The organism is Halomonas sp. OfavH-34-E (genome assembly GCF_024124525.1).
Classification (GTDB): Bacteria; Pseudomonadota; Gammaproteobacteria; order Pseudomonadales; family Halomonadaceae; genus Halomonas; species Halomonas litopenaei.
On record NZ_JAMXRY010000001.1, the window covers coordinates 193,562 to 212,396 of the forward strand.

General features: G+C 65.6%; 17 protein-coding genes. 4 read left to right on the top strand and 13 right to left on the bottom strand.

Going from position 1 to position 18,835, the window contains the following annotated elements; all coding sequences use genetic code 11:
* Positions 1 to 8: 8 nt before the first annotated feature.
* The 5 genes from NH448_RS00885 to NH448_RS00905 form a co-directional block, all read right to left on the bottom strand.
* On the bottom strand, positions 9 to 1,016 hold the full coding sequence (locus tag NH448_RS00885; RefSeq protein WP_045993321.1) for an ArsA family ATPase: 1,008 nt from the start codon (positions 1,014 to 1,016) through the stop codon (positions 9 to 11).
* Between the two features lie 165 nt (positions 1,017 to 1,181).
* Positions 1,182 to 1,448: a cory-CC-star protein gene (locus tag NH448_RS00890; RefSeq protein ID WP_045993347.1), complete on the bottom strand. Its 267-nt coding sequence runs from the start codon at positions 1,446 to 1,448 to the stop codon at positions 1,182 to 1,184.
* 17 nt (positions 1,449 to 1,465) lie between these two features.
* A complete protein-coding gene (locus tag NH448_RS00895) occupies positions 1,466 to 3,139 on the bottom strand; it encodes a carbon starvation protein A (RefSeq protein WP_045993322.1) in 1,674 nt (557 codons plus the stop codon).
* Between the two features lie 173 nt (positions 3,140 to 3,312).
* Positions 3,313 to 3,804, bottom strand: a complete 492-nt coding sequence (locus NH448_RS00900) for a VOC family protein (RefSeq protein ID WP_045993323.1) — start codon at positions 3,802 to 3,804, stop codon at positions 3,313 to 3,315.
* 338 nt (positions 3,805 to 4,142) lie between these two features.
* A complete protein-coding gene (locus NH448_RS00905) occupies positions 4,143 to 4,673 on the bottom strand; it encodes a hypothetical protein (protein ID WP_204248959.1) in 531 nt (176 codons plus the stop codon).
* Between the two features lie 281 nt (positions 4,674 to 4,954).
* Between NH448_RS00905 and NH448_RS00910 the strand changes: the two genes are divergently transcribed.
* Positions 4,955 to 5,386: an STAS/SEC14 domain-containing protein gene (locus tag NH448_RS00910; protein ID WP_045993324.1), complete on the top strand. Its 432-nt coding sequence runs from the start codon at positions 4,955 to 4,957 to the stop codon at positions 5,384 to 5,386.
* Positions 5,387 to 5,407: 21 nt separating this feature from the next.
* Here the strand turns inward: NH448_RS00910 and NH448_RS00915 are convergent, their stop codons facing one another.
* The 7 genes from NH448_RS00915 to NH448_RS00945 all read right to left on the bottom strand — a co-directional run bounded on the left by NH448_RS00915 (position 5,408) and on the right by NH448_RS00945 (position 13,023).
* Positions 5,408 to 6,646, bottom strand: a complete 1,239-nt coding sequence (locus tag NH448_RS00915) for an alpha-hydroxy acid oxidase (protein WP_045993325.1) — start codon at positions 6,644 to 6,646, stop codon at positions 5,408 to 5,410.
* Positions 6,643 to 7,665 (bottom strand): D-glycerate dehydrogenase, encoded by a 1,023-nt coding sequence (locus NH448_RS00920; RefSeq protein ID WP_045993326.1) that lies wholly within the window; start codon positions 7,663 to 7,665, stop codon positions 6,643 to 6,645. Before NH448_RS00920 ends, NH448_RS00915 begins: the two co-directional genes overlap by 4 nt.
* Positions 7,658 to 8,599: a dihydrodipicolinate synthase family protein gene (locus NH448_RS00925; RefSeq protein ID WP_045993327.1), complete on the bottom strand. Its 942-nt coding sequence runs from the start codon at positions 8,597 to 8,599 to the stop codon at positions 7,658 to 7,660. Before NH448_RS00925 ends, NH448_RS00920 begins: the two co-directional genes overlap by 8 nt.
* A 76-nt stretch (positions 8,600 to 8,675) precedes the next feature.
* A complete protein-coding gene (locus NH448_RS00930; RefSeq protein ID WP_045993328.1) occupies positions 8,676 to 9,797 on the bottom strand; it encodes a mandelate racemase/muconate lactonizing enzyme family protein in 1,122 nt (373 codons plus the stop codon).
* A 99-nt stretch (positions 9,798 to 9,896) separates the two neighbouring features.
* Positions 9,897 to 11,405, bottom strand: coding sequence for a tripartite tricarboxylate transporter permease (locus NH448_RS00935; protein WP_045993329.1), 1,509 nt, complete (start codon positions 11,403 to 11,405; stop codon positions 9,897 to 9,899).
* 79 nt (positions 11,406 to 11,484) lie between these two features.
* Positions 11,485 to 11,994 (bottom strand): tripartite tricarboxylate transporter TctB family protein, encoded by a 510-nt coding sequence (locus tag NH448_RS00940; protein WP_045993330.1) that lies wholly within the window; start codon positions 11,992 to 11,994, stop codon positions 11,485 to 11,487.
* A 57-nt stretch (positions 11,995 to 12,051) separates the two neighbouring features.
* Positions 12,052 to 13,023 carry a tripartite tricarboxylate transporter substrate binding protein gene (locus NH448_RS00945; protein WP_045993331.1) on the bottom strand — a complete coding sequence of 324 codons (972 nt, stop codon included), beginning with the start codon at positions 13,021 to 13,023 and terminating at the stop codon, positions 12,052 to 12,054.
* Between the two features lie 331 nt (positions 13,024 to 13,354).
* On the opposite strand from NH448_RS00945, the gene NH448_RS00950 reads away from it, so the two are divergent.
* Positions 13,355 to 15,109 carry an IlvD/Edd family dehydratase gene (locus NH448_RS00950; RefSeq protein WP_045993332.1) on the top strand — a complete coding sequence of 585 codons (1,755 nt, stop codon included), beginning with the start codon at positions 13,355 to 13,357 and terminating at the stop codon, positions 15,107 to 15,109.
* Between the two features lie 107 nt (positions 15,110 to 15,216).
* Positions 15,217 to 15,909 (top strand): GntR family transcriptional regulator, encoded by a 693-nt coding sequence (locus tag NH448_RS00955; protein ID WP_083970460.1) that lies wholly within the window; start codon positions 15,217 to 15,219, stop codon positions 15,907 to 15,909.
* A gap of 122 nt (positions 15,910 to 16,031) precedes the next feature.
* Here NH448_RS00955 and NH448_RS00960 read toward each other — a convergent pair whose 3' ends face one another.
* Positions 16,032 to 16,709 (bottom strand): FCD domain-containing protein, encoded by a 678-nt coding sequence (locus tag NH448_RS00960; protein WP_045993333.1) that lies wholly within the window; start codon positions 16,707 to 16,709, stop codon positions 16,032 to 16,034.
* Positions 16,710 to 16,966: 257 nt separating this feature from the next.
* On the opposite strand from NH448_RS00960, the gene NH448_RS00965 reads away from it, so the two are divergent.
* A complete protein-coding gene (locus tag NH448_RS00965; RefSeq protein WP_045993334.1) occupies positions 16,967 to 18,421 on the top strand; it encodes a Na+/H+ antiporter NhaC family protein in 1,455 nt (484 codons plus the stop codon).
* Positions 18,422 to 18,835: the final 414 nt, after the last annotated feature.

The following is an 18,835-nucleotide window of genomic DNA, read 5'->3' on the forward strand; positions in this document are numbered from 1 at the left end:
CCAGCGTTCTAAAAACCTGCGTTCTCCAGGCAGTCGGCCAGGGTCTCCAGCGCCGGGACACCCTGGACGTCGGTGGCGAGCCAGGGCACCCGCGGACGCGGCAGGTGGGCGAAGGTCGCATCGATACGCGCAAGGTAGGTCTCTTCCTGCACGCGACGGGCGGCAAGAAAGTCGCCGTCCGCCTCTACCGGCAGTACGCGGTTGACCAGGGTGGCGGCAACGGGAACCCCCGCCTCCTCCAGCGACGCCACGGCACGGGCGGTCTCGAGGATCGGCAGGCGCTCCGGCGTCAGCACGAATAGGAAGCCATTGTGACTTGCGTCCTGGATGCGCCGGCGGGCCTGGTGAAACAGCCGCCGTCGCGCCAGCAGGGTCTCGGCGATATCCCGGATGCGCGGGTCCTGATCCCGGGACGCTGCCTCGTCGTCCGACTCGAACGGCGAGGCCACGTCGCGCCGAGAGCCAGGCGTCAGATGGGCCAGCACCTTGCCCAGATGCTCGGACTTGCGGCTGTGGGCGAGCAAGCCGTCGGTCCAGGCGGCCATGGCCTCGGGCAGGCTCAACAAGCGCAGCGTATGACCGGTGGGCGCGGTGTCGAACAGCACCAGATCGTAGGGCAGGCTGTCGTCGGTCATCAGCCGCGACAGCCGCTCCAGCAGCGCCGCCTCCTGGGTCCCCGGCGACTGCCGCGACAGGCGCATCTGACGTTCCAGCTCATCCATCATGGCAGGCGCCGCATAGCGCCGCATCTGGGCGGTCACCCGCGCCAGATGCGCCTCGACCTCGCGATCAGGATCGATCTCCATGGCGTCCAGCCCGGGTAATAGCCGCCGCGGGGTATCCCCGAGTTCACTGGCAAAGACGTCGCCCAGGCTATGGGCGGGGTCGGTGGAGGCCACCAGCACGCGCTTGCCTCGGCGTGCCGCCAGCACGCCCAGCGCCGCCGACATCGAGGTCTTGCCGACGCCGCCCTTGCCACCGACCCACAGCCGGCGACGATCCAGCAGTTCCTTCATGGTCTTCCCTTGTCCATTCTGGCCCCTTGTCAGCCCTGCCCTTGTCAACCCAACCCTTGTCAGCCCTGCCCTTGTCAGCCCGGCACAGCGTTACCTCTTGTCCTGGGCACACACTGTCCCGGCGATTGTTGCTAAAGGGTGTCGTGATGGTCCTCCGCCGCCGGTTCAGCAGCAGCGGAAGTCGTCCAGCGGTGAGCGCTCCATGCCCATGCGCTGATGCCAGTCGTGGAACCGTTCCATCAACAGCGGCTGCAGCTCCAGGGTGTAGTAGCCCACCGGGTTGGGCATGCCCATCAGCTCCGAGAACACCAGCAGCATGAACAGGTCATCCTCGTCGCGCCGGGCGCGGGCGATGGCACCGCGATACGGCGCCGAGTAGGACTCCTCGGCGAAGTGGCGCGCCGACGACAACCAGCGACGCCACTTGGCCAGACCCTCGTCGTGATCGCTCACGGCGCCTCCCCGCGCACTTCATGACGCAGCCGCTTGAGCGCCGAGGCGCACTCCATCGCCACCAGCACCGAGGCGATCAGCACCACGATATCGAGCGCCAGCAGGAAGTAGTTGCCTGCGACGAAGAAGCTCTTGAGCTGGGCCAGCAGCGCCAGCACCGTGACGATCAGCAGGAACACCAGGGGAATCAGGGTGTAATAGACCGGGCGATGGTTGCGCATCAGCATCACCGTGACCACCAGCAGGGTCAGGCCGGCCAGCAGCTGGTTGGTGGTGCCGAACAGCGGCCAGATGATCAGGCCACCGGAACCGTCTGCCCCGGCGCCGAAGGCCAGCACCAGGCACGACAGCACCGCCAGCAGGGTCGCCACCGCCGGCTTCTTCATCCACGGCTGGTCGTAGATCTCACCCCACTCCTGGAAGATGTAGCGCTGCAGGCGCAGGCCGGTATCCATGGTGGTGCCGGCGAACAGTGCCGCCATCACCGTGAGCAGGGTCGCGGCGGTGGCCTGGGGCAGGCCGATGCCGTTGTGGATGATGAAGGCACCGCCCTCGACGAAGGCGTTGACCCCACCCTTGCCGAAGGCGTCGTACATGGCCTGCCAGTCGCCGAGGGTGGCGAAGCCTGCGGTGGCCGCCAGGATCGACCCCAGCGCCAGCATGCCCTCGCCCACCGCGCCGAAGTAGCCGACGAAGCGCACGTCGGTCTCGCGATCCAGCTGCTTGGAGGTGGTGCCGGAAGACACCAGACCATGGAAACCGGAAATCGCGCCGCAGGCGATGGTCACGAACAACAGCGGGAACAGCGACGGCGTGCCCTCGGGTACATCGCTGTTGAAGCCAGGCGCAACAATGTCCGGGTTCAACAGCGCCAGGGCGCCGTAAAGGATGATCAGGCCGATGAACAGCTGCAGGCCGTTGATGTAGTCGCGCGGCTGCAGCAGCATCCACACCGGCAGCAGCGAGGCGATGGCGGCATAGCCGAACAGCAGGAGGATCCAGACCGCCTGACCGGACAGCACGCCGACCTCGGTGGGCATCTGGATCGGCACCGTCGGCCCGATGCCGATCAGGGCGTAGAGCGCCACCACACCGATCACCGATACCAGGCCGAGGCCGATGATCCGGCGATAGATCAACTGACCGATGACCAGCGCCACCAGGATGGCGCCCCATACCGGGATGACCGCCGAGGGGAACTTCATCATCAGGCCGGCGATGACCACGGCAAAGACCGCGTTGACCATCAGCAGCAGCAGGAAGATCACGATCATGAAGATGCTGCGGGCGCGGGTGCCGACCACTTCCCCGGTGAGCGCGCCCACCGACTTGGCCTTGTTGCGCACGCTGGCCCAGATCGCGCCGGCGTCATGAACCCCGGCGAAGAAGATGGTGCCGAAGATGACCCACAAGAAGGCCGGTACCCAGCCCCAGATGACCGCGATGGCCGGGCCGACGATGGGTGCCGCTCCAGCCACCGAGGTGAAGTGGTGGCCCCACAGCACGTAGCGGTTGGTCGGCACGAAGTCGACGCCATCTTCGAACTCGTGGGCGGGGGTGACGAAGTCCCTGGACAGCTTCAAGATCTTCTCGGCGATGAACTTCGAGTAGATGAAGTACCCGAGGGCCATGGCGGCCAACCCCAGGACCAACACGATGACTGCACTCATGAGCGACTCCCTTGCGGCAGGTTATTGGTAACGGCCTTGCGTCGAGGATCCCTTCCTGAAAGCACAGCACCCGTAGCCACCAGGCTCTCCTCGACGTCCTACCCCCCTGCTTAACAGCTTTGTTTTTATTGGAAAAACAGCATCCTGGATATCCGCCAGAATGTGGACCGAGATCAACTATCGTTGCTGGATCTGTCGTTGCTGGGCCTGGCGCTGCTGGACCTGGCCTGGGGCTCGCCCGGCCCTGGCCAGAAGAAGGGATTGTGGGCCACCTCCCAGAGGTGCCCGTCTGGGTCGGCAAAGTAGCCTGAGTAGCCGCCCCAGAAGGCCTTCTGCCCCGGCTTGAGCAGGTTCCCGCCCGCTCGCCTGGCCTGGATCAGCACCGCATCCACCTCATCGGGGTCCTCGGCCATGTAGGCCAGGGTCACGCCACGAAAGCCCTCGCCTCCGGCGTTGACCATCAGGTCATCGGCCAGATCGTGCCAGCCATACAAGGCAAGCCAGGTCCCCTGCAGCGAGAAAAAAGCGATCCTGGGGGCGCTGTCCTCCAGACGCGGCCAGCCAAGTCCCTGTTGATAGAAGTCGATGGCCCGTTCGAGCGAGTGAACACCGAGGGTGATCATTCCGATACGCGGCTTGGGCGCGCGGGGTTCGACCTTTGCCATCTGGCCCTCCTGACGCTTTGGCGTACGACAGCTATTGCTGAGAGCCTAGACGGGAAAACTCTGATGCTGGAGATACAAAAAACCCGCCGTGTCGAAACGACACAGCGGGTATCAAGGTGGTTAAGCTTTTTCGTCGGATGCGTAGGCGATCGTCAGGTGTCGCGATCCTGTGGGTCTGAGGCACGCGCGCACTGACCGGGGTCTAGTCTAGCCTGGCTAGAATTGACCTGGCCTCGCCTCGCACCCGCCGTCGACAATCGCAGGCACCTTTCAGACAAGCCTCGGGCTTTCTTCGGAAGGTCGGCGAGCACCGGCACTTTTCGCGCAAGCCTTCCGCTTTATCCTTGGCCTTCGACAACCAGCTTATAGTCCAGGGTCGGATTCAGCGGGCAGGAGTAGACGTATTCACCGGGTTCCAGGCTGACGGCGAAATCCCCGGTCTGGCCGGTGCCGAGGCCACCGCCGGATACGCTGGGTAGCCGAGCGCGGTTGAGCAGGCCGTCGCCACGCAGCCAGAAACCCAGGTCATAGGGCACGCCCTCGTTCTTGACCCGGAACACATAGTCTCCGGCGGGCACTTTCAGCACCCTGGCCTCTGCCAGCCGCGCCTCACCGGTGTCGTCGTTGAAGGCCTCGCAGTCAGCCTTGCTCTGCGGGTGAATGCCGTGATCGGTGCCGTTCTCGCTTTCCAGGAACTGACAGCCGACCTGGGTCAACTCGATGACGGTTGCCTGACCGGAGGACGTGTCGGCTGCCTGGGCTTGCTGTGAATGGGCCGGCGCGACCCAGCCCAGTGCCCCCACCAGGCCGAAGGCCAGGGCCCAGCTCGCCCACCCCACCGTCTGGCCTTTCTCTCCATCCGCTTGCATGTTCGCCACCCTCCTTTGCATGATGATGCCTGGTCTGGTCATGGCGCCGACATTGCTGTGTTCACACCTGTATCTATCGCTACGTTAGAAGCAAGGTCGGGGCCTACCTGTCGTTGTCGCTATCGTTACGTCAGGCCTTACGACCGAGTGCAAGGACGGCAAAGCGTTGGCGTCGAACACGGAAGATCGGCCGCCATGGATGCCACAGCGACTATGCTGAGAAAATCCCGTCACGCTGCATCGCGACGTGAGTCCCGCCGTCCCCGACAAGGAGATTCAAGATGCTCGAGCAGATTCCCCACCCGGCCGAACACGTGGTCGCCATCCGCGCCGGCGGTACCGTGACCGCGCAGGAACTCCAGCAAGCCATCGATCTGATCGAAATGACCAAGAAGCGCTGCCCCAAGGTCAGCCTGGTGGCGGAACTCGATAACCTGCGATGGATGACCCTGACCGCGCTGCTACGTGACCTGGGCTATGGCCTGACCCAGATCGGCGAGCTTGACCACTACCATCGCGCCGCGGTGATCACCGACAAGGAGTGGATCAAGCACATCGCCCATCTCGAGGACAAGCTGGTCAGGAAGATCGAGATCCGCACCTTCTCCCACAAGGAGCACAGCGCGGCCATGGAGTGGGTGGCCGAACTGCCCGAAGCAGCCACCGATGACGCCGATGAAGAGCCCGAGCAAAAGGGCTACCACGGGGCCTGACGCACATCAGGCGCGAGCGGCTCAGTCGGATGCCTTGTCGCCGGTCTCGACGCCTGCCCCGACACCCGTATCGGCGGCTGTCGTGGCACCCGCCGTGCCACCTTCCCTGCGGCGCAGCAGGTGGGGGCCGAGCTGGTCGATGGCGGTTACCCCGAGCAGCGCCATGTTGCGCTCGATCTCCTCGCTCATCAGACGAATGGCGTGGGCGACCCCTGCCCCTCCGGCGACGCTCGCCGCATAGTTGAAGGGCCGGCCGACAAACACGAAGTCGGCCCCCAGCGCCAGCGCCTTGAGCACCTGGCCGCCGCGGCGAAAGCCCCCATCGATCATCACCGGAACCTTGCCCTCCACCGCCTTCACCACCTCGGGCAGCATGGTCATAGGCGCCACCGTAGCGTCGAGCTGGCGGCCGCCGTGGTTGGACACGATAAGACCGTCGGCGCCCGCCTGGCAGGCCCGGCGCGCGTCGTCGGGATGCAGGATCCCCTTGACCACCAGCTGGCCGGGAAAGCGCGAGCGCACGTGCTCGAGGGTCGACCAGTCCAGGTGACGCCGGCCGGCGAAGTCGCGGGCGGCATGCTTCGCCAGCACCGGCACCCCGCGCGTCGCCGCGTTGTTCTCGAAGTGGGGAACGCCATGACGCAGCAGGGTGCGCAGGAAGGTACCGGTGAGCCAGCGCGGACGTGTCAGTCCATCCCAGGCCAGCCGCGCGCTCGGCTTCAAGGGGCTCGAAAAGCCCGAGCGACGATGGTTTTCCGGGTTGGGCGGCACCGGGTAGTCGACGGTGATGACCAGACGCTTGTAGCCGGCCTGGATGACCCGCTCAAGCAGGGCGTCGATGCCCTCCAGGGTGCCGGGCAGGTAGGCCTGGAACCAGTCCGCGCCGGTGGCCTCGGCGAGTTCTTCCATGGGTATCAACGAGGATGCGCTGACGATCATCGGGATCTCGGCACGCTGGGCCTGTTCGGCCAGCACCATGTCGCCCCGGTAGGCGGTCAGCGCGCTGATACCCATGGGAGCGATACCGAAGGGCTGCGAGAACCGCTGCCCCAGCAGCTCCACCTCGGTGGAAATCGACGACACATTGACCAGCGCCCTGGGCAGCCAGTGCACTTCATTGAAGGCCTCGCGACCAGCCCTTGCCGTCTCGCCCTCCTCGGCCACGCTGGCGACATAGCCGAACAGGGGCCGCGGCAGGTGGCGACGCGCCGCCCGCTCGAAGTCGTCCAGACTCAGGATGCGCTCGAGACGTCGCTTCATGATGCCCTCCCTGCTCGCCAGGACGCCTCGTTGACGGCGTTGACCGGGCCTTCGCCGACCAGCGCGCCAATCAGGTTGTCCACCGCGCGCCGTGCCATGGCAGCACGGGTCTCGTGGGTGGCCGAACCGATATGCGGCAGCACCACCACATTGTCCATGCGCGCGAGCGGCGAGTCGGCGTCCAGCGGCTCCTGGGTGAAGACGTCGAGCCCGGCGGCGCGGATGGTGCCCTGTTCCAGCGCCTCGATCAGCGCCTTCTCGTCGACGACCTTGCCCCGGGCGATGTTGATCAGCGCGGCGGAGGGCTTCATCCGGGCAAGGGCGTCGGCGTCGATCAGGTGATGGGTGTCATCGCTGTAGGGCACCGCCAGACAGACGATGTCGGCACGCGCGAGCAGCTCGTCCAGGGTGCAGTGTTCGGCGCCGAGGTGTTGCTCGAGCTCAGGCTTCGGCGCCCGCGCGGTGTACAGCACCGACATGCCGAAGCCCAGCGCGCCGCGCCTGGCGATCGCCGCGCCGATACGCCCTGCGCCGACGATGCCCAGTGTCTTGCCGTGCACGTCGTGACCAAACTGGTCGGGCCCGACATGGGACGTCCAGCGTCCTTCACGCACCATGCAGGACAGCTCCACCAACCGCCGCTGGGTCGCCATGATCAGGGCAAAGGCGGTGTCTGCGGTGGTCTCGGTAAGCACGTCCGGGGTATTGCACAGCAGGATGCCCCGACGATTCATCGCCTCGAGCGGCAGTTGGTCGTAGCCTACCGAGATGGTCGACACCACCTCGAGATGAGGCGAGCGCTCGAGCATCGCCTCATCGAGTTCGAGCTTGCCGCCGATCAGACCGTGGGCGCTGGCCATCGCTGCCTCGAAGGCCTCGCGATTGCCCTCGTTCAGATCCTCGAAATAGTCCACCTGCCCCACCTCGTTCAAGGCCGCGAGTTCCTCCTCGCCCAGCCGCCTCAGGGCGACGATACGAGGCGCCTGCCCACGATCGCGGGCAGCGGGTGCTTTATCCATGTTGTTCCTCCTTGAGTCCCGGCATGGCGAAGTCTCGCTCTTCCAGCGCCGCGATCAGCTCCTGGCGACGCCCTGCGGCCAGTTCAATCAAGGGCGGGCGTAGCGTCGCCCAGGACGCCTGTCCCGAAAAATGTGCGGTAGCCGCCTTCATCGCCGGTATCAGCGGGTAGCGCTCGAATAGATCGCGCATGGCGTTCAGCCCTGCCTGGCGTTCATCGGCCTCGGCTGTCAGCCAGTCGGCGGCAAGCCCGGCGATGGCCGCCGGATTGACGTTGGCGGTGGCACTGATGCAGCCCGCTCCCCCGCCGCGCAGCGTATCCAGCAGAAAACGCTCGCTGCCGGCGTACACCGCAAAGCCGTCGGCGCCGAAGGCGTCGATCAGTGCCTGGGTGTTGGCGAAGTCGCCACCGCTGTCCTTGATCCCCGCGACCATCTCGGGGAAGGCCTCGCGCAGACGTGCGATCAGCTCGATCGACAGCGGCACCTGGGCCACCGGCGGAATATGGTAGAGATACAGCCGCAGGCGCGCATCGCCTACCCGCTCGATGACCTCGGAATAGTAGCGATAGAGGCCCTCGTCGCTGACGCCCTTGTAGTAGAACGGCGGCAGCATCAGCACTCCGGCCGCGCCCATGTCTACCGCGTCGCGGGTCAGCGTGACCGTATCGTCGATGGCGCAGTGGCCGGTGCCCGGCATCAGCCGTGAGGGATCGATGCCCGCCTGCCCCAGTTGTGAGAGCAGCTCGCGCTTCTCGCCAAGGGTCAAGGAGTTGGCCTCGGAGTTGGTGCCGAACACCGCGAGTCCGACCCCGTGGGAGTCAAGCCAGCGGCAGTGGGAAATGAAGCGCTCGGTATCGACGGCGAGATCCGACGTGAAGGGGGTGATCACCGGCGACCAGGCGTCGCCGGCATGGGCCAGGTTGGTGGCTGTCATGATGCGATTTCCTTGAATGGGGTGGAGCGCTCGATCGAGGTCGGGCCCCGCCCGACCAGCGTCCGACGACGACGGGTCACGACCATGGCTCGCTGGCGTAGCGCTCCAGCGCCTCGCTATCGAAGTTGAAGCCAAGGCCCGGGGCGCTCGGCAGCAGCAGGTTGCCGTCGGAGAACTGAAGCTGGGTGTCGATCAGCCGGCGGAAGTTGAGGACCTGGTCATCGGCGAAGAACTCCACCATGCGCGCGTTGGGCGCCGAGGCCACCAGGTGCACGTGCAGGTCGTGGAACCAGTGGGGATAGACCTCGACCCCGTAGCTCGCCGCCGTGGCGGTGATGCGGCGAAATTCGGTGATGCCACCGCACACCGCAGCGTCGGTCTGCAGGATCATCGCCGCCTCCTTGTCCAGCAGCTCCTTGAAGCGCCAGCGTCCGGCCTCGATCTCGCCGGTGGCGACCGGCACCGGGGTACGCTCGGCCAGACGGCGGTGGTTGTCGATGTCGTCGGGGCTGAACGGCTCCTCGATCCAGAACGGCGAGTACGCTTCGGCCATGCGCATGAACTCGAGCGCAGATGGCAGGTCGCGCCAGGCGTTGTTGGCATCCATCATCACCGCCACATGGGGGCCGACCGCCTCGCGCACCGCCGCCAGTCGCGCCTCCTCCCCGGCCAGGTCCTCGCGGCCCACCTTCAGCTTCACCGCCTTGAAGCCCTGCGCGACGTAGCCGGCCATTTCCTCGCCCAGCATCTCCGGCGTCTTGCCGTCGAGGTAGTAGCCGCCACTGGCGTAGGCCGGGACGCTGTCGCTGTCACTCGCCCCCAGGTACTTGTACAGCGGCAGCCCCGCCGCCCGGGCGTTGCGATCCCACAGGGCGGTGTCGAGAATGCTGATGGCCCGCATCACCGAGCCGCAGCGACCATGCAGCAGAGACTCCTGATACATGGCCTGCCACAGGCCTTCGGTGGCGTGGGCATCGGCCCCCAGCAGTACTGGCCTCAGCAGCTCACGAACCGCCTGTGATACCAGCAGACCGGCATTGTTGCCGCCGTAGCAGAAGCCGATCCCGACCACGCCGTCGTCGCCTTCGACCTCCACCAGGGCGTAGTCGCGCTTGAACACCTGACGATTGGAGAAGCTGGTGGGATGGTCCAGCGGAACACTGATGGTGCGGGCACGGACGTCGCTGATACGCGTCATGGTGGGCTCCTTTCAAGATATTGTTGTGGTTGTCGCTAGCATGGTTGCTGGCGTTGATGAAGCGCTGTCACCGCTATTGAAGCGGTGACAGCGCCTCGATCAGCCGGTGCGTGCCCCGCGCCGCAACGAGCTTCGCAGCCAGCGGAAGACCGGCGTGGCCTGGAGGATCGACAGCACCGCGATGCCGAGCAGCACCATGGCGATGGGGCTTTCGACGAAGATCATCGGGCTGTTCTGGCCGATCAGCATCGACTGCTGGAAGCTGGTTTCCATCACCGGCCCCAGGATCAAACCGATGACCATCGGCGCCGGTGAGATGCCGGCCTTGTTCATCCAGTAGCCGAACAGGCCGAAGCCGAGCATCAGCCCCACCTCGAACAGACTGTTGTTGATGGCGAAGGCGCCGATCACGCACAGGGTGATGATGGCGCAGGCGACGAAGCTGTCCGGCACCTTGGTCACCCCGACGCACAGCCGGGTGAACATCAGCCCCACCGCCAGCAGGCCGACATTGGCGAAGATCACCGCCCAGATCAGGGTGTAGGTGACATCGCCATAGTCGGTGAGCAGGTTGGGGCCTGGCAGGATGCCCTGGACCATCAGCGCTCCCAGCAGGATGGCGGTGGACGAGCTGCCGGGAATGCCGAGGGCGATGGTCGGAATCAGGGCGCCGCCGACCACCGCGTTGTTGGCGGCCTCGGGGGCGGCGACGCCGGCGATGTCGCCCTTGCCAAAGCGGCTCTTGTCCTTGGCAAAGCGCTTGGCTTCGTTGTAGGCAAACCAGCTCGCGGTGTCGCCGCCGGTGCCGGGGATCAGGCCGGTGACGATACCGATGCCGCCGGAGCGCAGGATGTTGGGCATCAGCGTGCGCAGCTCTTTCAGCCGCGGCACCAGCCGATCGGTGATCTTGCTGGCCACCTTGTCGCTGTCGTGGGCGTTTTCGATCAGGATCAACGCCTGGGGAATCGAGAACAGCCCGATCAGCGCCACCGTGAATTCGATGCCGGAAAACAGGTTGATGTTGCCGAAGGTCATGCGCGGTGTGCCGGTGATCAGGTCCATGCCCACGGTGCTGAGCAACAGCCCCATGATGCCGGACAGCAACCCGCTGACGATGGAGCCCTGGGACAGCGAGCCGATGATGGTGATGCCCAGCACGGCGATGGCGAACAGCTCCACCGGGCCGAACTTCAACACCAGCACCCCCAGCAACGGTGCGGCGGTCAGCAGGGCGATACCGCTCATCAGGCCGCCAAAGAAGGAGGCGAACAGCGACACCCCCAGCGCCTTGCCCGCCTGGCCCTGCTGGGACAGCGGAAAGCCGTCGAGCACCGTGGCCGCCGCCGAGGGCGTGCCTGGGGTCCGCAGCAGGATGGCGGCGATGGAGCCGCCGTAGGAGGCGCCGACGTACAGCGAGGCCAGCATGCTGAGCCCCGTCGCCGGGTCCATGGTAAAGGTCAGCGGCAACAGCAACGCCAGCGCCATGGTGGCGGACAGCCCCGGCATGGCGCCGACGAACAGCCCCAGCAGGGTGCCGCCGAGGATCAGCGCAATATTGGTGAAGGTGAGCACGTTGCTCAGCCCCACCATCACAAGCGAGTCGTTCATAGGGTCAGGCTCCAGGTTCGCGCGGGTGCAATGACGACCTCAGCGAAGCCGATCGGTGTGGCGAAGCGCACGACAGGACTTAAAACAGCGGTGGCAACAGCGGCACGGGCAGGCCCAGAAAGCCGATGAACACCAGGCAGACCACGGTGATCAGGCCGGCGATGCCGATCAGGCTGAAACGCAGTGACACATGGCGCACCAGCCACAGTGAAAGGCCCATGAAGGCCGCCGTGGCGACTACATAGCCGAGCCAGGAGATGCTGTAGATGTAGACGGCGGCGAATACGAACACCGCCATCGCCTTGAGCGGCCTGGCGGGCGGCGCGGGCGCGCTATCGCCTTCGGTGAGTTCGCCCTCGGCCAGCTGACTGCCCTCGAGGGTGGGCGCGGCGCTCGAAGAGGCCTGGGCCCGCGCGCGGGAATGCGCGGTCAACTCCTGCACGATCATGGCGATGGCGAACAGTCCCACCACCACCGCGTAGATCAGCGGCATCCGCGCCGCGGCGTCGGGATAGCCCAGCGAGGTGACCCCGAACAGCGTGGCCACCCCCAGGGCGAAAAGGCCAAACAGCAGGCGACTGAGTTTCATCAGTATGACTCCCTCGGTCGCTTGCCGACGGGCCAGGCCCGTCGGCAAGCGCACCGATCAACCGTTGATCTCGTCCTTCACGCTGGCCCAGATCTCCTCGAACTGGCCTTCCATGTCCTCGATCATCTGGCGATAGTCGTCGCCGGTCTGGATATCGAGGTTCATGGCCCGCTCCTCGGCGACCTTCTTGAACTCCTCGTTGGTCTTGAGTGCCTCGAAGGCGTCGATCAGCTGCTGGCGCGCCTCATCGGGGATGCCGGCCGGTGCGCTGTAGCCACGTGAGGAGCCGGCCACCACCTCGATGCCCTTCTCGCTCAGGGTCGGCACGTCGGGCAGCATCGACAGGCGCTCGCGGGCAAACACCGCCAGCGGCCTCAGGCTGCCGGACTGAATGTGCCCGTAGACGTTGCCCAGGTTGTTGAAGCTGGCGTCGATCTGCCCGCCCATGGCGGCGGTGGCCGAAGGTCCGTCACCCTGGAACGGCACCTTCTGGAAGCTGATCCCCGAGGCCTGCTCGATCAGGATGGTGGAGAAGAAGTCGTCACCGCCCACGCCGGAGTTGCCCACGGTGATGGTGCCCGGGTTCTCTTCGGCGGCGGCCAGGAACTCCTCCACCGTCTCGTAGGGGCTCTCCGCCGGGACCACGATGATGCCCGGGTCGGTCACCACATTGGCGATCGGGGTCAGCTCGTCCACCGAGTAGGTGATGGTGTCGTTCATGATGTAGTTGGTCATCAGCATCGGCGTATTGGTGATGCTGATGGTGGTGCCGTCGGCCTCGGTCTGCTTGGCCAGACGGGTCCAGGCGATGGCGCCGGTAGCCCCCGGCAGGTACTCGTTGACGAAGTCCACTCCCAGCGACTCGCGCAGGAACGGCTGGGTCAGCTGGGCCAGGGCGTCACTGCCCCCGCCGGCCTTGAATCCCTGCAGCACCTTGATCTCGTCGCCGGCGGAGTACTCCGCCATGGCGGCGCCGGGCAGAAGCAGGGTCGACAGAAGGATGGCGGCGTAAGCTCCACGATGTTTCATGGCTGCACCTCTTGTGCGGTTGTCGTTGTCTTTATCGTTGTCTTGCACTGGTACGTGCGACGGGCGCGGTCATCGCGCACCTGCTCAGGCGCTGTCTTCGAGCGCTGGGCCCTGTCTCAGGACGCTGGGGCGCTGTCTTGGGGCGCTGAGTCGGGGCGAAGGCGCCGGGCACGTCGTGACTGCCAGATTCAACGTAGACGGTCGCCAATAAAATTGTCAATAATCTTGTTAACCATCTTTTCTCGTCCTAACCTAGCTAGCGAACCACGACGCAACGCCCTCCTGCGAAGGGGCTGTTCGGCGCCAGCGCTAAAGATACGAGGACCGATCGATGAGCCAGGACTCAGACAACAACCACAACAACGCCACCCGGGGCATGTCCAACCGCCTGACCAACTACGGTGACGCCGACTTTTCGCTGTTTCTGCGCAAGGCGTTCATCAAGGGCATGGGCTATACCGACGATGCGCTGTCGCGGCCGGTGATCGGCATCGCCAACACCTACAGTGGCTACAACGCCTGTCACGGCAACGTGCCGGGGCTGGTCGAGAGCGTGAAACGAGGGGTGATGCTGGCCGGCGGGCTGCCGGTGGAGTTCCCCACCATCACCCTGCACGAGTCCTTCGCCCACCCCACCAGCATGTACCTGAGAAACCTGATGGCACTGGACACCGAGGAGATGATCCGTGCCCAGCCGATGGATGCGGTGGTGGTGATCGGCGGCTGTGACAAGACAGTGCCGGCCCAGCTGATGGCGGCGGCCAGCGCCGATATACCCACCGTCCAGCTGGTCACCGGGCCCATGCTGTCGGGCTCCCATCGCGGCACCCGGGTCGGCGCCTGTACCGACTGCCGTCGCTACTGGGCGGCCTACCGCGGCCAGGACATCGACGACGCCGAGATCAGCGAGGTCAACGACAAGCTGGTGCCTACCGTGGGTACCTGTTCGGTGATGGGCACCGCCAGCACCATGGCCTGCCTGGCCGAGACCCTGGGTATCATGCTGCCCAACAGCGCCACCGCGCCGGCGGTCTACGCCGACCGCCAGCGCATCGCCGAGCAGTCCGGGACCGAGGCGGTACGGCTGGCCCGTGACGGGGTCACGCCCTCCCAGATCCTGACCCCCAAGGCCTTTGAAAATGCCCTGCGGGTGCTGCTGTCACTGGGAGGGTCGACCAACGGTCTGATCCACCTGACCGCCATCGCCGGTCGGCTGGGCATCGACATCGACCTGGACGCCTTCGATCGCATGAGCCGCGAGACGCCGGTGCTGGTCGACCTCAAGCCCTCCGGCGAGGGCTACATGGAGGATCTGCATCGCGCCGGCGGCCTGCCGACGCTGCTGCGAGAGCTGAAGCCCCTGCTGCACCTGGACACCATGACGATCAATGGTCGCACCCTGGGCGAGAACATCGACGCGGCGGTGCATCTGGTCGAGCAGCCAGTGGTGCGCCCACGCTCCCGCCCTGTCTACGCACAAGGCGGTATCGCCGTGCTGCGCGGCAACCTGGCCCCGGCCGGCGCCATCATCAAGCAGTCGGCGGCGTCTGCGGAGCTGATGCAGCATCGCGGACGGGCGGTGGTCTTTCATTCGCTGGAGGATCTGGCGACGCGCATCGACGATCCGGACCTGGACGTCAACGCCGACGACGTCCTGGTGCTGGCCAACATCGGCCCCAAGGGTGCTCCGGGCATGCCCGAGGCCGGATACATTCCGATCCCGAAGAAGCTCGCCACCCAGGGCGTCAAGGACATGGTGCGCATCTCGGACGGACGCATGAGCGGCACCGCCGCCGGCACCATCGTGCTGCACGTATCGCCGGAGGCCGCCGAAGGAGGGACGCTGGGCCTGGTGCGCGACGGCGACATCATCGAACTCGACGTCTCTGCCAACCGTATTTCGCTGGAGGTGGACGAGCAGACCCTGGAGAGCCGCCGCCAGCAGACCACGGCCCCGCCGCGTGAGCAGCCACCGATGCTCGGCTATCGTCGGCTGTTCATGGAGCAGATCCTGCAGGCCGACCAGGGCTGTGACTTCAAGGTGTGCCGCCCCGAGTCCCACTGTCGCGTGCCGACCCAGGAGTGAGGAAAGTCATTCGAGCCGATGAAGGCGGTGAGCGCTATTGATAGACTGGAGTCGGCGACGGGACCGTCTCGTCGCCGCTTCACCATCGTGATCGCAGAGGATGCGAGATGAGCCAGGTCAGCGTGCAGGACCCTTCCAACAGCACCCGTCGTCCCAGCGCCACCAGAGTGGCGGAGGACATCGTCGGCAGTGTCGAGGAGGACATCGTGCTGGGGCGTCTGCACCCCAGGGAGCGGCTGGTCGAGGAGGACCTGATCGAGCGCTTCGACTGCAAGCGCCACGTGGTGCGTCAGGCGCTGTTCCAGCTCGAGAGCATCGGCCTGGTCGAACGCATCAGGAACCGCGGCGCCTTCGTCAAGGCCTACACGCCCGAAGAGGTCGAGCAGCTCTACGCCATGCGTGAGATCCTCGAACTCGCCGGTGTCGACGCCCTGCCACTACCGGCGCCGGAGCCGTGGCTGAGCGAACTGGAGGACATCCATCAGCGCTACAGCGCTGCCGTGGACGCCCATGATCTGCGACGGGTATTCCACCTCAATATCGCCTTTCACCGCACCCTGTTCGCGGCGACCGGCAATCCCTACCTCTACGAAACCATCAACGAGTTCGCCCAGAAGGCCCACGGCATTCGTTTTATCGCCATCGCCGACAGCCACAGCCTGTCCCGCGCGCGCCACGAGCATCAGGCGATGATCGAGGCGATCCGCCAACAGGACCGCCACGCACTGCGCGAGCTATGCCGGCAGCACCTGCTGCCCTCCAAGAATCGCTACCTCGAGCTGCATCCTTCCAATCGCTAGGCGCTAACATCCGTCGCAGGCATCCCTTGAAGGCGCCCCTGGCAGGCGCCCCTGGCGACCTCCGGGAACTGACGCGCCATTCGCCTCTTCCAGCGCTTCCTGGGCGAGCCATCAGCGAGCCATCAGCCTTGCTCGCAGGCGCCCTTGGCGACCTCCCAGGACTGACGGATATGATCTTCGAGAAGGTAGCGGGCATCGTGGATACGCCGGTCCAGCGCCAGCTCGACCAGCTCGCCGTGCTGGGCATCGAGGCGGTCACGAATCTCCGGGTTGCCCGGTGCCAGACGACGATAGCGATCGAACTGATCGTGCAACTGCTCGATGAAGCGCAACAGCCAGTGTGAACCACAGGGCGCCAGCAGGGTGCGGTGAAAACGCTGGTGGGCCTGCTCCCACTGTTCGATCTCGCCCTGGGCCTTGTTGGCCCGCGACAGACGATGGCTGGCGGCCAGCAACTGCGACTCCCACTCGGCGTCACCCTCCTGGAAGGCCTGGGTCAGCGCCATGCACTCCAGCTGCATACGTAGCCGAGAGATATCCTCGAGTTCTTCCGCCGACAGCGGCGGCACCCGGAAGCCGCGCTGATTGTGCTGCTCCAGCAGGCCGTAGGCGGCCAACCGGTTGAGCGCCTCCCGCAGCGGGCTCAGCCCCACCTCGTAGCGCTCTTTCAGCGCGCTGATGGCGAGCTTCTCCCCCGCCGCGAAACGCCCACGGATCAGGTCCTGCTTCAGCGCACTGAACACCTGGCTCGCCGCCGTTTCGCCGCTCGCCGCCACCTCGGCTGGTTGGGAATTGATCATGACAACACTCGCAAATAACAGGCTTGCAGAGTACGTCGGCAATTGACGTTCGCCAAGCGCTGGGCCATAGTTTTTCCAAAATATCGATATTAACTACAGTAGACGATATTTCTTACAACGATCGAGATATTTCTTCCACAAGGGTCGATATCTCTGACAAAACAGGCCCTGACACAGAATGCCCCGACACAGAAAGCCCTGACCCAACAGGGCGGAGCCTGTCCCCTTCACCACAACAACAGCAACGGAACACGCCCATGTCCCAAGACGCTTCCCCTTCGACAGCGCCCGCTGTCTCGCTGTCTGGCCCTCGCCATCTGATTCTGCTCATCGCCGCCATCGGCAGTCTGCTGGTCGGCATCATGGGTCTTGGCATTCCCACCGCGGTGGCGCTGATCGTTGCCGGCGCCATCGCCATGACGCTATGCCTTGCCTGGGGGATCGCCTGGTCCCGCCTTGAAAGTGATCTGCTCAAGGGCATCCAGGCCATGCTGGTGCCCATTCTGATCCTGATGAGCGTCGGCATGATGGTGGGGGTATGGATGCTTTCCGGCACCATTCCTGCCATGGTCACCCTGGGCCTCGAGTCGCTGACGCCGGGGCTCTTTCTGGTCGTGGCCTGCCTGTCATGCTCGCTGATGTCGGTCATGGCCGGGACCTCCTGGGGCACCCTCAGCACCATCGGCGTGGCACTGATGGGGGTCGCGCTGGGACTCGGCATTCCCCCGGCCTACGCCGCCGGTGCCATCGTCACCGGCACCTTCTTCGGCGACAAGCTGTCGCCGCTGTCGGATACCACGGTGATGGCCTCGGCGGTATGCGAGGTCAATATCATCACCCACATCCGCCATATGCTGTATTCGACCCTGCCGGCCTACCTGATCGCCCTGGTGGTCTACGCCTGGCTCGGCAGCGACGTCGCCACCTCCGGGGCGACCCTCGCCGGTGACGGCATGTCGACCCAGACCCAGGCGATCATCGACACCCTGGCCGCCACCTTCAGCGACAATCTGCTGACCCTGTTGCCGCCCCTGGTGGTGTTCGGCTGCATCCTGGCCAAGAAGCCGGTGCTGCCCGCCTTCATGCTCGGCATCGTCAGCGCGGCGCTGATCGCGGTGGTGCTCCAGGGCGCGAGCCTTTCCGAGATCGGTTCTGCCATGAACGCAGGCTTCGTCGCCGATACCGGGGTCGCCATGGTCGACAAGATGCTGTCCCGGGGTGGCCTGCAGGGCATGATGTCCACCGTGGCGGTGCTGATCGCCGCCGCCGTATTGGGGGCCCCGTTCAAGAGTGCCGGCACCCTGGACGCCGCCATCGCCTACCTGGCCCGACGCCACGCCGGACGGCGCCAGGTGCTCGGTGGCTCCATGGCGCTGCATAGCCTGGCCTTTCTGCTGACCGGCAGCTACTACGTGACCTTCTCGCTGCTTGGTCCGCTGCTGCGCCCGCTGGTCGCCAGCAGTGGCAGCCCGACCAGGAACCTCTCACGTATCCTCGAGGACACCGGCACAACCCTGTCGCCGCTGGTGCCCTGGGGCGTCACCGGCGCCTTCACCGCCGCCACCCTGGGGGTCGCCACCGCCGACTTCTTCGTCTACGCCATCCTCTGCTACGGCGCCATCGCCTTCTCGTTGCTCTATGTACTCACCGGCCTGACCCTGGGTCATGGCAGCGACGAGCGCCAGCCGGCCGGCTCCGCCTCCGGGGCCTGATATTCCGCCAGGGCCTGCGTCACTGCTGGATCGCGGCCACGATGAACATCACACCCGCCATCATACTCGGGGCCCGCCTTGCCGGGCCCCGAACCGTTGGATCGCTCTTCAGGGGATTGACGGCCTTTCGAGGGCGCGGCATAGTCGGGTCATAAAATCGATTTTTAACACCAATAACGATTGATCCGATCCAGCTTGGATCAGCGACCTCGAGTCAGCCACCTTGAAGAGAGACGCCATGTCTTCCCAGCGCGCGAACCCCAGCTCCCTGTCCACTCCCTACCCCGATGCCACGCCCTACCCGTCCCGGCGCAGCCCGACCTATTCTCGCGATGGCATGGTGGCGGCGTCCCAGCCCCAGGCCGCGCAGATCGGCCGCGATATGCTCGCCCGCGGCGGCAACGCGGTGGACGC